This is a genomic window from Actinosynnema sp. NPDC004786 (genome assembly GCF_053601135.1).
On the sequence record NZ_JBSGBG010000011.1, the window covers coordinates 89,687 to 104,793 of the forward strand.

At 73.3% G+C, this 15,107-nt stretch carries 12 protein-coding genes; 1 reads left to right on the plus strand and 11 read right to left on the minus strand.

From position 1 onward, the window contains the following. Positions 1-12: 12 nt before the first annotated feature. The 7 genes from ACWEFJ_RS12105 to ACWEFJ_RS12135 form a co-directional block, all read right to left on the minus strand. Positions 13-2,040 carry a bifunctional MFS transporter/dTMP kinase gene (locus ACWEFJ_RS12105; RefSeq protein ID WP_378082766.1) on the minus strand — a complete coding sequence of 676 codons (2,028 nt, stop codon included), beginning with the start codon at positions 2,038-2,040 and terminating at the stop codon, positions 13-15. An 84-nt stretch (positions 2,041-2,124) separates the two neighbouring features. Further along, positions 2,125-2,652 (minus strand): hypothetical protein, encoded by a 528-nt coding sequence (locus ACWEFJ_RS12110; protein WP_449713774.1) that lies wholly within the window; start codon positions 2,650-2,652, stop codon positions 2,125-2,127. A gap of 13 nt (positions 2,653-2,665) precedes the next feature. Next, entirely contained in the window at positions 2,666-5,425 is a 2,760-nt protein-coding gene (topA, locus tag ACWEFJ_RS12115; RefSeq protein WP_449713775.1) for a type I DNA topoisomerase, read from the minus strand. A gap of 126 nt (positions 5,426-5,551) precedes the next feature. Next, positions 5,552-6,469: a hypothetical protein gene (locus tag ACWEFJ_RS12120; RefSeq protein ID WP_449713776.1), complete on the minus strand. Its 918-nt coding sequence runs from the start codon at positions 6,467-6,469 to the stop codon at positions 5,552-5,554. A gap of 90 nt (positions 6,470-6,559) precedes the next feature. Further along, positions 6,560-7,174: a hypothetical protein gene (locus ACWEFJ_RS12125; protein WP_449713777.1), complete on the minus strand. Its 615-nt coding sequence runs from the start codon at positions 7,172-7,174 to the stop codon at positions 6,560-6,562. Positions 7,175-7,215: 41 nt separating this feature from the next. Continuing rightward, on the minus strand, positions 7,216-7,800 hold the full coding sequence (locus ACWEFJ_RS12130) for a hypothetical protein (protein WP_378082776.1): 585 nt from the start codon (positions 7,798-7,800) through the stop codon (positions 7,216-7,218). Positions 7,801-7,934: 134 nt separating this feature from the next. Next, entirely contained in the window at positions 7,935-10,238 is a 2,304-nt protein-coding gene (locus tag ACWEFJ_RS12135) for a sodium-translocating pyrophosphatase (protein WP_378082777.1), read from the minus strand. Positions 10,239-10,465: 227 nt separating this feature from the next. Between ACWEFJ_RS12135 and ACWEFJ_RS12140 the strand changes: the two genes are divergently transcribed. Continuing rightward, positions 10,466-12,874 carry a DEAD/DEAH box helicase gene (locus ACWEFJ_RS12140; RefSeq protein ID WP_449713778.1) on the plus strand — a complete coding sequence of 803 codons (2,409 nt, stop codon included), beginning with the start codon at positions 10,466-10,468 and terminating at the stop codon, positions 12,872-12,874. Here ACWEFJ_RS12140 and ACWEFJ_RS12145 read toward each other — a convergent pair. The 4 genes from ACWEFJ_RS12145 to ACWEFJ_RS12160 form a co-directional block, all read right to left on the minus strand. Continuing rightward, the gene (locus ACWEFJ_RS12145; protein ID WP_378082781.1) at positions 12,844-13,458 is read right to left on the minus strand and encodes a bifunctional DNA primase/polymerase; all 615 of its coding nucleotides are present in this window, start codon (positions 13,456-13,458) and stop codon (positions 12,844-12,846) included. The two genes, ACWEFJ_RS12140 and ACWEFJ_RS12145, sit on opposite strands and share 31 nt — an antisense overlap. A 79-nt stretch (positions 13,459-13,537) precedes the next feature. After that, on the minus strand, positions 13,538-14,248 hold the full coding sequence (locus tag ACWEFJ_RS12150; RefSeq protein ID WP_449713779.1) for an Rv3654c family TadE-like protein: 711 nt from the start codon (positions 14,246-14,248) through the stop codon (positions 13,538-13,540). A 357-nt stretch (positions 14,249-14,605) separates the two neighbouring features. Beyond that, positions 14,606-14,935, minus strand: coding sequence for a TadE family type IV pilus minor pilin (locus tag ACWEFJ_RS12155; RefSeq protein ID WP_378082784.1), 330 nt, complete (start codon positions 14,933-14,935; stop codon positions 14,606-14,608). After that, on the minus strand, positions 14,935-15,072 hold the full coding sequence (locus tag ACWEFJ_RS12160) for a DUF4244 domain-containing protein (protein ID WP_449713780.1): 138 nt from the start codon (positions 15,070-15,072) through the stop codon (positions 14,935-14,937). Before ACWEFJ_RS12160 ends, ACWEFJ_RS12155 begins: the two co-directional genes overlap by 1 nt. Positions 15,073-15,107: the final 35 nt, after the last annotated feature.

Here is a 15,107-nt window from a genome sequence, read left to right on the forward strand (position 1 = left end):
CGTACCGAGCCGTCAGGACGTCTCGGCCACCGGCTCGGCGGGCGTGCGGGGCTGCCGCGCCAGCAACGGCAGCACGGCGGTCCGCACCCGTTCGGCGACCTCGTCCTCGGTGCCGTCGGCGTCGACCACGACGTACCGCTCCGGGTCGGCCGAGGCCATGTCGGTCAGCAGCTTCTGCACCCGCCAGTGGTGCTCGACCGTGTCCAGCGTGCCGCCGGTGGCCCGGACCTGCGACGGCATCCGGTCCAGCAGCACGGTCACGTCCGGCCGCAGCCGCCCGGTGGCCCAGTCGACCAGGCCCTCCACCTCGCGCGGCTCCATCGCGCCCGCCGCGCTGAAGTGCGCCAGCGGGCTGTCGACGTACCGCTCCATGACGACCAGCGCGCCGCCGTCCAGCGCGGGCCGCACCTCGCGCTCCACCACGTCCGCGCGCACCGCCGCGGCCACCAGCGCGTGCGCGCGCACCCCGGCCAGGTCGGCGGTGGACAGCAGGTTGCGCAGCCGCTGCTCGTCCAGGTCCGGGTCGGAGGCCAGCACGACCTCGCGGCCGGTCTCGCGCAACGCCTCGGCGAGCCTCCTGGCCTGCACGGACGTGTCCAGCCGGGTGTCGCCCTCGACCGCGATCAGCACGCCCCCGGTCCGCCGGGCCCGGCCGCGCAGCGCGGCGAGCAGGTCGGACAGGATCGGCTCGGACCGCCGGTTGTCCATCTGGCGGTAGGCGATGAGCCCGAGCAGCGCGGCGATCACGCCCGCGCCGAACAGCACCGGCCGGGTGCCGTCCACCTGCATCGGGTGGTCGAAGATCGTGACCGTGCGCTTCTGCACCACCGTGACCAGCAGCGGCGCGGCGGCCGAGGAGGCGAACAGCACCACCTTGAGCAGCGACTGGAGCAGGGCCACGGTGCGGCCGCGCATCGCGTCCTCGACCTGCGCGCCGACGATCGTCAGGCCGGTGAGGAACGCCATGCCCGCCGACGCGCCCACGCACGCCACCGCGACCAGCGCCACCCACAGGTGCGGCGCGAACGCCACGAACAGCAGGCTCAGGCCCGCGACCAGGATCGTCAGCCCGAACAGGCGGTCGTAGGGCAGCCGCCGGGCCAGCCGCGGCGCGGTCGCCATGCCGACCGCCAGCCCCGCGAACACCGCCACGAAGAGCAGGCCGAACGTCGAGTCGCCGCCCAGCAGCGACTGCGAGTAGGGGGTGGCCGTGCCGATCACCGCGCCGGCCGCCGCGAACGCGCCGATCATGCCGATGACCAGGCCGCGGACCAGCGGCGTGCGGGCCGCGTACTTCATGCCGTCGCGCAGCATGGCGAAGAAGCCGGGGGCCTCGCCGTCCTCGCGGGTGCGCTTCACCGCGGCGATCCGGCCGGACAGCTCCGGGATGCGGGTCGCGACCACGATCGCCGAGGTCACGTACAGCGCGCCGTTCACCATGACCGCGATGGTCGCGATCCGGAACTCCAGGTCGCTGCTCTGCACGCCGAGGTAGCCGGGGATGCCGGAGATGATCGAGTACAGGCCCGCGCCCGAGATGACCGAGATGCCGTAGGTCATCACCAGGCCGAGCTGGTTGGCCGTCTCCACCTGGTCCGGGCGGCGCAGCAGGTTCGGCACCGCCGAGTCCTTGGCCGGGATCCACAGCATCGCGCAGCAGCCGACCAGGAAGTTCGCCACGAACAGCCACCACGCGGTGCCGACCAGCGCGATGGAGATGAACAGGCCGCCGCGCAGCAGGTCGCAGACCACCATGATGCGGCGGCGGTCGAACCGGTCCGCGAGCACGCCGCCGAGCGGGGCGAACAGGATGCCCGGCAGGAGCTGGGTGAGGACGACCAGGCTGAGCGAGAAGCTCTGCCACTGGTAGCTGTCCATCAGCTTCGTCACCAGGCCGGTGAGCGCGAGCAGTGACAGCCAGTCACCGACGCTGCACAGGTACGTGACGCCCCAGAGCCTGCGGAAGGGCCGGATCGCCAACACGCTGCGAATCCGGTTGCTGGTCGAGGCCGCTGTGCCGCCGTCTTGGATGGTGCTCACCCCCGCCGATGATGCAGGCAGTAAGGGTAGCCGGAGCGATTCACCCGTCTGACCACATCCGCCGATCGGGTGACCCAGACGAGATCATCGCAGCAGGTCGACCACTGCCTCGATGATCTCACGGAGCACGTTGAACAGCAGCCCCGCGAGCACGGCCAGGCCGACGAGACACCCGATCAGCCCACTTCGCCCCTTCGTCGGCTGCTGCCCGGGCACGCGGGGAGCGGGTGGCCGGGCGGGCGACGCGGGGGCCTGCCGGAGCACCCGGGCCGGCCCTGCCTCCCGGGCCGCCGATCCGCGCGGCGACCGCGCCGCCCCGGCGGACGCCTGCGGGGGCCGTGCCGCCCGGCCGGACCCCGCGACCCGGGCCGACCACGCCGAGCGGGCGGCCTGCGGCCCGGGGGCGGATCGCCGGGCGGGCACGGACCGTGGCGCCGGCTGTCGGGCCGCGGCGGCGGGCGGGGGCTCGACGGGAGCCGCCGGACCGGGCGGCCGGTAGAGCCGCTCGCCCGTCACCAGCCCCGCGAGGGGGTCGGGGAACACCGGCGGTGGCGGTGGGGCCTGCGTGCCGTCCTGGCCCGACCGGTCCGGGTCCGCCCCTGAGCCGTCCACCGCCCCGCCTCCCCTAGCCCTTCGACTTCGCCGGAGCCTTCTTGCGCGCGGCCGGCTTCTTCGCCGGGGCCTTCTTCTTCGTGCTCGGCCCCTTGGCCCGCTTCTCGGCCAGCAGCTCGGCCGCCCGCTCGTCGGTCAGGCCCTCGACGCTGTCGGACTTGCGCAGCGAGGCGTTGGTCTCACCGTCGGTCACGTACGGGCCGAACCGGCCCTCCTTGACCACCATCGGCTTGCCCGACACCGGGTCCGCGCCCAGCTCCTTCAACGGCGGCGCGGCGGCCGCCCGGCCCCGCTTCTTCGGCTCGGCGTAGATCCGCAGCGCCTCGTCCAGGGTGACCGTGAACAGCTGGTCCTCGCTGGTCAGCGACCGCGAGTCGGTGCCCTTCTTCAGGTAGGGCCCGTAGCGGCCGTTCTGCGCGGTGATCTCCGCGCCGGTCTCCGGGTCCTTGCCGACCACGCGCGGCAGCGAGAGCAGCTTCAGCGCGTCGTCCAGCGTCACCGACTCCAGCGACATGGACTTGAACAGCGAGCCCGTGCGCGGCTTCGGCCCCTTCTTCGCGCCGTCCGGCGGCTCGGGCAGGACCTCGGTCACGTACGGCCCGAACCGGCCCTCCTTGGCCACGATCTCGTGCCCGGTGACCGGGTCCGTGCCCAGCGAGCGGCCCTCCTGCGGGGTCGCGAACAGCTTCTCCGCGATCTCCCGGTTCAGCTCGTCCGGCGGCAGGTCGTCGGGCAGGTTCGCCCGCTGCGCGGTGACCGCGCCGTCCGGCCCCTCGACCTCGCGCTCCAGGTACGGGCCGTAGCGGCCGACCCGGACGTAGACCGTGCGGCCCTCGACGTCGGTGAACAGGGGGATCGAGTTGACCTCGCGGGCGTCGATCGCCTCGACGCTGGAGCCGACCAGCTTCTTCAGCCCGCCGGACCGGCCGACCGACGACTCCGGGCCGACGTTGCCGCCGAAGTAGAACCCGGACAGCCACGTCGTGCGCTCCTGGCGGCCCGCGGCGATGCCGTCCAGCTCGTCCTCCAGCGCGGCGGTGAAGTCGTAGTCCACCAGCCGGCCGAAGTGCTGCTCCAGCAGCCCGACCACGGCGAACGCCACCCACGACGGGACCAGGGCGGAGCCCTTCTTCCACACGTAGCCGCGGTCCTGGACGGTGCTGATGATCGAGGCGTAGGTGGAGGGCCGGCCGATGCCCAGCTCCTCCATCGTCTTGATCAGGCTCGCCTCGGTGAACCGGGGCGGCGGCGAGGTCGAGTGGCCGTCCGCGGACAGCTCGGCGGCCAGCAGCGACTGGTCCTTGACCAGCTGCGGGAGCCGGGACTCGGCGTCGTCGGACTCGCCGCCCGCCTCCGAGTCGACCGTCTCGACGTACGCCTTCAGGAAGCCCGCGAAGGTGATCGTGCGGCCGGACGCGGCGAACGTGACGTCCTCGCCGCCCGCGGTGGTGCCCGAGATGCGGACGCTGGTCGTGTTGCCCCGCGCGTCGGCCATCTGCGAGGCGATCGTGCGCTGCCAGATCAGCTCGTACAGCTTGAACTCGTCGGACTCCAACTCCCGGGCCACCTGGCCGGGGGTGCGGAACACCTCGCCGGCGGGGCGGATGGCCTCGTGCGCCTCCTGCGCGTTCTTGACCTTGCGCGTGTACTGGCGGGGCTGGTTGGACACGTACTGCGAGCCGTACAGCTCGGTGGCCTGCGCGCGGGCCGCGGCGATCGCGGTCTCCGACAGCGTCGTGCTGTCGGTGCGCATGTAGGTGATGTAGCCGTTCTCGTACAGCTTCTGCGCGGTGCGCATGGTGCGGTCGGCGGAGAAGCGCAGCTTGCGGCCCGCCTCCTGCTGGAGCGTGGAGGTCATGAACGGCGCGTACGGCTTGCGCGTGTACGGCTTCTCCTCGACCGAGGAGACCGTCATGGTGGCGTTGACCAGGCCGTCCGCGATGGCCGTGGCCTGCGCCTCGTCCAGCACGCGGACGTCGGCGCCCTCCTTGAGCCGGCCGTCGGAGCCGAAGTCGCGGCCCGCGGCCAGGCGCGTGCCGTCGACCGCGATGAGCCGCGCGCCGAACGTGCGGGGCGAGGCGTCCGCGCCCGCGTCCATGGTCGCCGAGACGTCCCAGTACGACGCGGTGACGAACTTCATCCGTTCGCGTTCGCGCTCGACCACGATCCGGGTCGCCACGGACTGCACGCGGCCCGCCGAGAGCTTCGGCATGACCTTCTTCCACAGCACCGGGCTGACCTCGTAGCCGTAGAGGCGGTCGAGGATGCGGCGGGTCTCCTGGGCGTCGACCAGGTCCTGGTCCAGGTCGCGCGGGTTCGCGGCGGCGGCGAGGATGGCGGGCTCGGTGATCTCGTGGAACACCATCCGCCGGACCGGGACCTTCGGCTTCAGCGTGTCCAGCAGGTGCCAGGCGATGGCCTCGCCCTCGCGGTCGCCGTCCGTCGCGAGGTACAGCTCGTCGACGTCCTTGAGCAGCTCCTTCAGCTCCGCGACGGTCGACTTCTTGTCCGGCGTGACGACGTAGAGCGGCTCGAAGCCGTGGTCGACGTCGACCCCGAGGCGGGCCCACGCCATGCCCTTGTACTTCGCGGGCACGTCGGCGGCGCCGCGGGGGAGGTCGCGGATGTGCCCCTTGGATGACTCCACGACGAAGTCGTTGCCGAGGTACGACGCGATCTTGCGCGCCTTCGCGGGCGACTCGACGATCACCAACCGCCGGTTGCCGCTCGCTGCTCCCCCGTTTGTCTTCCTCGCCCGTGTCGATCCAGCCACGCCGTCCCGCTCTCTTCGAACACTGTGTCCCGACCCGCCAGTGTGCACTGTCCTTTGTCGCCGCTGGGCAGCCCTGGTCGGGACAGGGTGACACAACTGCGCCGGATCCTCCGCCTACCGGACGCGCTACGCGGCCGGCCAGGTGCGCTCCGCGACGCCCCTGGGCGCGCGTCCGACCAGCTCGGCGAGCCGTTCGAGCCGCCTGCGGCCGACGACGCGCAGCGCCGGTCCGCCGGCCCCGTCCGCCAAGAGTGTCGCCGGGAGGCCCGAACCGGCCAACGCTTTTCGGAGGGTTTCGTGCGTGTCGGGAGCGGCCGGGTCGAGGCCGAGCAGGTACCCGGAGCCCGACTCGACCCACCGGCCGGACGCGAGCGCCCACAGCCGCAGCGCGCCGCCGTCCAGGGTGAAGTCGGGCGGCACGACCTTGCGGTCGCCGTCGAACCACTGCGCCGCCAACCCGGCCAGGTCCGCCCGGAAGGGGGTCGTGACCTGCCACGACTCGGTGAACTCCGGCTCGGCGTCCGCCGGTGGGGGCACGTCGGCGGCCGGCGGCGCGGGCTCGGCGGCCGGTTCGGGGGCGGGGTCCGGTTCGACCCCGGTCGGGGCGCTGCGGCCGGACCCGATCACCACCGGCGCGAAGCCGTCCGGCTCGTCGTCCACGACCTCGTCCACCGGTTCGCCCGCGAGGTCGTCCGCGGGCTCGCCCACCAGGTCGTGCGCGGGCTCGTCGGCGACCGGCTCGTCCACGGGTTCGGCCACCAGCTCGTGCCCGTCGGCGGGCGGTTCGGCCCCGCCTCCGCCCTCGGGGGCGGCCTCGTCCCGGACCGGGGCGCGCCGGACCTGCTCGACCCGGGCCTGCACCCCGCGCTCGGCCAGCGCCGCCGCCACGGCGACGGCGCGATCCCGGGTGTCGACGTCCACCGACACCCGGGCCGCTCGGCCGCGGGCGAAGCCCAGCGCCCGGCCGGGCCCGCACAGCAGGCCCGCCAGGTCACCGACGCAAGGCTGCCTCGCCTCGGCCGAGAAGAAGGACAGTTGCCCCACGGAGACGCAGCGTAGAACACACGTTCGACCTCGGCCAGTCTCCGAAGGGCTGAACCACCCGCCCCAACCGTCACACGAGTCCCAGCGGGGTCAGCCGCCCAGGCCCTTCAGCGTCTCCGCCATCGCCACGCACTGCGGCGCCTGCTTGAACGCCTCGCCCAGCTCCGGGTCGTCCTGGAGCTTCTTGATCTGCTCCTGGAGCTTGGACGGGTCCGCCTGGTCGCCGCCGAGCCGCTCCAGCTTGGTCGAGAACTCCGGGTCGGCCGGGTCCAGCGCCTCCAGCTCGGAGTTGACCTCGGTCAGCGTCCTGCCCGAGTCGGAGAAGAACTTGACCAGCTCGTCGTGGAGCTCCTGGGCCTCGGCCGACGGCGCGCCCAGGTCGTCCAGCTTCTCGCCCGCCTCGGTGAGCGACTTGCCCGCCTTCGAGCTGTAGTCCAGCAGCGCGGCCTTCTGCACGGCCGGGTCCTCCGCGCCGCCCTCGAACATGGCCTTGAGCAGGGTCATCACGCCCTCGATCGTGGGCCCGACCCCCTCGCAGAACGTGCCCGTCCACTCCACCGGGTCGGCGTTGGCCGCCGCGGTGGTGGTCGTCGTGGTGGTCGTCGCCGACCCGGAGTCGGCGGACGACGAGCCGCCGCCGCCACCGCACGCGGCGGTGACCAGGACTGCGGCGAACGCGCCCGCGAGCGCGACACGGTGCTTCACGAAACCCCCCAAACAGTGGAAAAAAGACGAGGGGCAACGTACTACGACGTGGGGGTCGCCGACTCCGACGGCCTCAGCGTGCGCAGGTCCTGGCAGGACGCCGCCTTCTCGGCCGCCGCCGACAGCTCGGGCGACGCCTCCAGCTGCTTCAGCGGCGCGACGAAATCATCCAGCCGGGCGATGGCCTCGCCGGCGGCCTGGAGCCCGCCGACCGGGTCGTTGGCGTCCGCGGCCTCGATCGCGGTCTTGGCGTCGGTGAAGTTCTTCGCGATGTCGGTGAACGTCGCCGCCATCTGCTCCACCTGCTGGTCGCCGCCCGCCACCGGCGACGGCCCGACGGCGCGCAGCTTGGTCGCGGTCTGGCCGAACGCGTCGGCCATCTGGCCCATGTACGCGCCCATGTCGGCCTTGAGCTTGGCCGGGTCGTTCGCGTCGAGCTGCGGCGGTGTCTTCGGCGCCGAGGCGAACGATGCGGCGGCCGTGCACACCTTGTCCATGTACGCGACCACGGCGGTGTCGTCGGGCGAGGCCGACGACGAGGTGGGCGCGGTGGGCTCACCCCCGGACCCGCACCCGGCGACCGCCACGACCAGGGCGGCCGAGGCGAGCAGCGGCAGAAGTCTCATCAGGGTGTTCCCCCTCGGGGCGCGCGACGTCGGGTGGCACCGAACAGTGTGCCCCCATCCGGACGCCGCCACCCCTCCGCCCGGACGTGCGAGGGCGGGGCGCCGACCACCGGCGCCCCGCCCTCACCCGGACCTCACGCGGAGGTGGTGGCCTCCGCCGGGGTGTCCGCGATGGCCGTGCCGCGCCGCTTGGACACGACCACGGCCGCCACGATGCCGACCGCGGCCACGACGGCGATCGCGTACCGGATGCCGGCCGACTCGCCCGAGCCCACGGTGAACCCGACGATCGCGGGCGCGATCAGCACCGAGACCAGGTTCATCACCTTGATCAGCGGGTTGATGGCCGGACCGGCGGTGTCCTTGAACGGGTCGCCGACGGTGTCGCCGATGACCGTCGCGGCGTGGGCGTCGGAGCCCTTGCCGCCGTGGTTGCCGTCCTCGACCAGCTTCTTCGCGTTGTCCCAGGCGCCACCGGAGTTGGCCAGGAACACCGCCATCAGCGTGCCGGTCGCGATCGCGCCGGCCAGGTACCCGGCCAGCGGGCCGACGCCGAGGCCGAAGCCGACCGCGATCGGCGCCAGCACCGCGAGCAGGCCGGGGGTGGCCAGCTCGCGCAGCGAGTCCTTGGTGCAGATGTCCACGACCTTGCCGTACTCCGGCTTGACCGAGCCGTCCATGATCCCGGGGTTCTCGCGGAACTGGCGGCGCACCTCGAACACGATCGCGCCCGCCGCGCGGGTCACCGCGTTGACCGCGAGACCGGAGAACATGAACACGACGGCCGCGCCGATCACCACGCCGACCAGCACGTTCGGGCTGAACACCACGTTGGTGAACGACACCGGCACGTCGGCGAGGCCCACCTGCACGTCCCGCAGCGCCTGCTCGATGGCGTCCTTGTACGAGCCGAACAGCGCGGTCGCCGCCAGCACGGCGGTGGCGATCGCGATGCCCTTGGTGATGGCCTTGGTCGTGTTGCCGACCGCGTCCAGCTCGGTGAGGATCTGCGCGCCCTCGCCGTCCACGTCGCCGGACATCTCGGCGATGCCCTGCGCGTTGTCGGAGACCGGGCCGAAGGTGTCCATGGCCACGATGACGCCGACCGTGGTCAGCAGGCCGCAGCCGGCCAGCGCGACCGCGAACAGCGACACGACCACCGAGCCGGACAGCAGGAACGCGCCGTAGACCGCGCCGCCGATGACCAGCGCGGTGTAGACCGCCGACTCGAAGCCGACCGAGATGCCGGACAGGATGACGGTCGCCGCGCCGGTGAGCGAGGTGCGGCCGACCTCCTTGACGGGCTTGTGCTCGGTGCCGGTGAAGTAGCCGGTCAGCCAGAGGATGACGCCCGCCAGCACGATGCCGATGATCACCGCGACGGCCGCGATCAGGGCCGGGTTGCCCGGCGTGCCGGCGATGTCCTCGGACACGCCCGAGAGGCCCGCGAAGGAGCTGGGCAGGAAGACGAACGCCGCCACCGTGCACAGCACCGCCGAGACGACCGCCGAGATGTAGAACGAGCGGTTGATCGCGGTGAGGCCGTTCTCGCCGGTCCGGGCGCTGGTGATGTAGACGCCGATGACCGCGGTGAGCACGCCGATCGCGGGCACGATCAGCGGGAACAGCAGGCCCTTCGCGCCGAACGCGGCGGTGCCGAGGATCAGCGACGCCACCAGGGTGACCGCGTAGGACTCGAACAGGTCGGCCGCCATGCCGGCGCAGTCGCCGACGTTGTCGCCCACGTTGTCGGCGATGGTGGCGGCGTTGCGCGGGTCGTCCTCGGGGATGCCCTGCTCGACCTTGCCGACCAGGTCCGCGCCGACGTCGGCGGCCTTGGTGAAGATGCCGCCGCCGACCCGCATGAACATGGCGAGCAGGGCCGCGCCGAAGCCGAAGCCCTCCAGCACCCGCGGCGCCTGGCCCACGTAGACGAACACGACCAGCGCCGCGCCGAACAGGCCGAGGCCGACGGTGAACATGCCGACCACGCCACCGGTGCGGAAGGCGATCCGCATGGCCTTCTCGCGGCCGCCGTTCTCCTTGGCCGCGGCGGCGACGCGCACGTTCGCGCGGGTGGACAGCCACATGCCGAGGTAGCCGATGATGGCGGAGAAGCCGGCGCCGACGAGGAAGAACAGCGACCTGCCGATCCGTTCCCCGATGTCCTCGGCGGGCAACGCGAACAGCAGCACGAACACGATGACGACGAAGATGCCGAGCGTTCGGAACTGCCGGTTGAGGTAGGCCGCCGCGCCCTCTTGGACCGCCTTGGCGATGTCCTGCATCTTGGAGGTGCCCTGGCCCGCGGCCAGCACCTCCCGGAGCAGCACGTAGCCCACGGCCAGGGCAGCCAGGGCGACCACGGCGACCACGGCGACGAGGCCGCGATCACCTCCGGAGAGCTCGAGGCCCTCCGCGAGGAATTGCCGGGACATCCGTCCTCCTGGTGAGTTTTCCAAGCCCAATGTCAGGGCCACCCCGCTGATGTGAGGCGGGTCACTCACGCGACTGTCTGCCCCGACACAACGTGATGCACCCCTCATTGGATGCGATAGCGGCGGAGTCTATTCATAGCGCGCAAGTAGGCAACGACGCGTCCCGATCCGTGCACACACCGTTATCCGCCCAGGCTGCGTCGTATCCCTGTTCGGCGGCCTCCGCGATGCCGGTCGGGTGTGCGAAGCTGCGCCCCGTGGCGAACCACGGGCGTCGTTTGCTGGATCGCGTCCTGGCCGGGGTGCCGGCGGGCGAATCGCCGTTGACGCACACCGAAGAGCAGCCGCCGCGGCCCGCGCAGCCCGTCCCGTGGCCGTCCTGGGCGCCGGACGCGGTCGTGTCCGCGCTGGTGGAGCGGGGTGTCGAGCGGCCGTGGCGGCACCAGGCCGAGGCGGCGTCGGCGGCGTGGTCGGGATCACACGTGGTCGTGGCGACGGGCACCGCTTCGGGCAAATCGCTCGCGTACCAATTGCCGGTGCTGAGCGCGTTGACGGTTGATCCGAAGGCAACAGCTCTGTACCTGTCGCCTACGAAGGCGTTGGGCGCGGACCAGTTGAGATCGGTGAGCGCTTTGGGCGTGTCGGGGGTGCGCGCCGCGTCGTTCGACGGCGACACCCCGATGGCGGAACGCGATTGGGTGCGCGCGCACGCCAACTGGGTGTTCAGCAACCCCGACATGCTGCACCGCGGTGTGCTGCCCAACCACGCCCGGTGGATCCGGTTCCTGCGCCGGCTGTCGTACGTGGTGGTCGACGAATGCCACACGTACCGGGGTGTTTTCGGCTCGCACGTGGCGTTGTTGTTGCGCCGGCTGCGGCGGGTCGCGCAGCGGTACGGCGCGGACCCGGTGTTCGTGCTGGCGTCGGCGACGGTGGCGGACCCGGCGGCGTCGGCGTCGGCGCTGGTGGGCGCGCCGTGCGTGGCGGTGACCGAGGACGGGTCGCCGCGCGCCGGCCGGACGGTGGCCCTGTGGGAGCCGCCGCTGCTGGACGACCTGGAGGGCGAGAACGGCGCGCCGGTGCGCCGGTCGGCGGGCGCGGAGACGGCGCGGATCCTGGCCGACCTGGTGGTGGAGGGCGCGCGGTCGTTGGCGTTCGTGCGGTCGCGGGTGGGCGCGGAGCTGACCGCGCTGGCCGCGCGGCGGGTGCTGGCGGAGGTCGACCCGGCGCTGGCGGAGCGGGTGGCCGCCTACCGCGGCGGGTACCTGCCGGAGGAGCGGCGGGCGTTGGAGCGGGCGGTCTCGTCGGGCGAGCTGCTGGGCGTGGCGACGACGAACGCGTTGGAGCTGGGCGTCGACATCGTCGGGCTGGACGCCGTGGTGGTGGCCGGTTTCCCGGGCACGCTCGCGTCGTTCTGGCAGCAGGCCGGGCGGGCGGGGCGGACCGGGGACTCCGACGCCCTGGTGGTGTTCGTGGCGCGCGACGACCCGTTGGACACCTACCTCGTGCACCACCCGGCGGCGGTGCTGGACAAGCCGGTCGAGGCGACCGTGCTCGACCCGACGAACCCGTACGTGCTGGAGCCGCAGCTCGCGTGCGCCGCGGCCGAGCTGCCGCTGACGCCCGAGTCGCTGGACGCGTTCGGCGGCGAGGCGGCGTTGGCCGTGGTGGAGGACATGGCGGCGCGGCGGGTGCTGCGGCGGCGGCCCAACGGCTGGTACTGGACCGCGCACGACCGGCCGCACGCGGAGGTGGACATCCGCGGGGGCGGCGGCGAGCAGGTCGTGGTGGTGGAGGCGGACTCGGGGCGGATGCTCGGCACGGTCGACCACGGCTCGGCGGGCCGGCAGGTGCACTCCGGCGCGGTGTACCTGCACCAGGGCGAGTCGTACGTGGTGGACGAGCTGGACCTGGACAGCGGCCTCGCGCTGGTGCACGCCGAGCGGCCGGAGTGGTCCACCACCGCCCGGGACACCAAGGACATCTCGGTGGTGCGGGTGCTGGAGAAGCGCGAGTACGACGGGGTCGGGGTGTACCTGGGCGAGGTCGAGGTGACCTCGCAGGTCGTCGGCTACCTGCGCAAGCTGCCGTCCGGCCGGGTGATCGACTCGGTGCCGCTGTCGCTGCCCGCGCAGACGCTGGTGACGCGGGCGGTCTGGTACACGGTGTCGGCGGAGCTGCTGGGCAGTGCGCCGGGGGGCGCCGGGCTGGTCCCGGCGCGCGTCCCCGGCGCACTGCACGCCGCCGAACACGCGGCGATCGGCCTGCTACCGCTCTTCGCGACCTGTGACCGGTGGGACATCGGCGGAGTCTCGACCGCGCTGCACCAGGACACCGGGGAGGCGACGGTGTTCGTGCACGACGGTCATCCCGGTGGAGCCGGGTTCGCCGACCGCGGGTTCGACGCGGTAGTCCCGTGGTTGGTCGCTACTAGGGAGGCCATCGCGGCTTGCGCGTGTCCGGCCGGGTGCCCGTCCTGCGTGCAGTCGCCCAAGTGCGGGAACGGCAACGATCCGCTGGACAAGGCGGGCGGGGTGGCCGTGCTGGACGTCGTGCTCGGGGTGGTCGGGGAGAGACACCACGACGTCCGGCACGGCCGGGTCGGTCACGACCGGTCGGCGGCGACCAGGCCGTAGTCGGGGGCGGGTTCGGCGGTGACGTCGGCGGCCTGGAGCAGCGCGTCGCGCACCACGTCCACGTGCGGCAGCTGCCACGCGCAGATCTGCGGCTTGACCCGCCAGTGCACGACGCCGACCTGCTCGGGGCTCGGCGGGAGCGGGACGTACTCGCCCCGGCCGTAGTGCCGGACGCCCGGGTCGGTCACCGGCGCGCCGCCGGAGGCGACCAGGAACAGCCAGCGGCCCTGCGGCGTCGCCACGATCGGGACGGGCACGTTGGTGGCGCGCAGCGCCACCGCGGCGCGGCGGCCGAGGTCGGCGTCCACCTCGACGGCGTCCACACCGTGCCCGGTGGCCAGCAGGATGCTGTAGGAGTGGCCCGCCCACCAGGTGGCGACCCGCTCCGCCTTCGTGCCGATGCGCTCCTGCCAGTCGTCGTGCACCGGGACCGGCCCGGTGTCCTCGACGCCGTCGCGGCCGGCCCACCGCTCGCCCGCCGGATAGGTGCCCGGCAGCACAGGCCACCCGTGCCACGCGAGGTTGACCGCCTCTGCGCGCAGCTCGATGCGGAAGGCCCCGCGCCAGCTATCCGACCACTCCATCTTCCGTTCGCCTCCTGCGTCGCGCTCCACGACACCGTGTCGCGTGTTGTTCGACACCGTGTCGGTGCCACCACTTGAACTAACGCCATGACCGGCGGTTTTGGTAACCGCCTTTCGACAACTGGTCGTTGTGGCACGGCGAGCGAAGCGGGCGGGGGCGTGCGGCAGAACCACGCGGCAGCCACCGCTGCGCCTCGAAGCCGCGGATGTGCGGTTCTGTGAGTCCGCTCACCGCCGGCGGACGACCGTTCGTCGCGGCGGGCGGCGGTCGCGGTTCGGCCGGACCTGCCCGGGCGCGTGCGCTGGGCGCGCCGAACACCGCGGGCTCACCCGACACGGTCACGTCCACCTCCCCGCCCTCCACCCGGCAGCCGGTCAGGCGACCGCCCATCCGTTCGACGACCCACTCGGCCCGCCCGCACGCCGGGGCGACCCCGGCGGACAGCCACCCGGCCGCCGCGAGCGCGCCCAGGTCGGCCGCCGCACCCAGCCGGTGCCTGGTCACGACCACCTCACCGACCCGCACACCGACCACGACGACCCCGAACCAGATCGCCGCCACCACCACCGCCACAACCGACGCCGACCCCTGATCACCGACCACCCACCACCGCTTCCCCCGCCACCGCCCTGGCCACCACCACAGCCGCCGGAGCCACGCCCGGAGCCGCCACCACCGCCTCTCCGACCACGCCGGCCCACGACCCGCCGCGAACCACCGCCGCCCGGACGCCCACCACCGTTCGCCCACCGGACCACCCTCGCCCCGAGCATCACCGATCCCGGTCATCGACCGCCCACCCCGCTCCCGCCACCGGTCATCCGCCGGCCACCTCCTTCCACCACCTGTCACGCGCGGGCCGCCCCTACCGCGGCCAGCCGCCTTCCGCCTGCCACCAATCCCCCGCCAGCCGGCCTTTCCGCGTCCGCCCGCCACCTCCCTCCCGCCACCGGTCGCCCGCCCGCAGCCAGCCGTCCGCCGCCTCCTTTCCGATCGACACCACCCCGGATCACCCGGACGTGATCCGGCCGGTGCTCGCCCGCCTCCGCCATCGGCCTCGCCGCCGGTGCGCAGCGGCGCGGGTGAAGCGGCTTGGGAAAGCGGCGCGGGTGAAGCGGCGGAAGAGCGGGGGCGGGGCGTGCCCGGTCAGCCGCCGGCCACCCCCGGTTCCAGCACGGCGTAGGCGTGGGCCCGCAGCTCGACGCCCAGCCGCGAGACGCTCACCTCCACCGAAGCCGTGTCGCCCTCCCTCCGGATCGACCACCGAGCCCCGCCCGGCGCGATCGCCTCGACCACCCCCTCGACCCGCGCGTCGTCGCCCCGCGCCACCAGGCGCGCCGCCTCGCGGGCCGCGTCCGTGCACCGGAGCTGCCCCACGACGGCCATCACCGCGGCGAGCCCGAGCGCCAGGACCGCCACCAGCCCGCACACCGCCACCGCCGCCTCGACCGTCACCCCGCCCCGGTCGTCACGCATCACGTGTCCACCACGAACGCCCGCCGGAGCAGGTCCTGCAGCAGTTCCAGGACCCAGTCGCCCCTCAGCAGCGAGTACAGGAGCAGCGCGAAAGCGGCCGCCGCGAGGGTGCCGATCGCGTACTCCACAGTGGACATGCCACGGTCGCCCAACACTTCCCGCTTGACAGCGA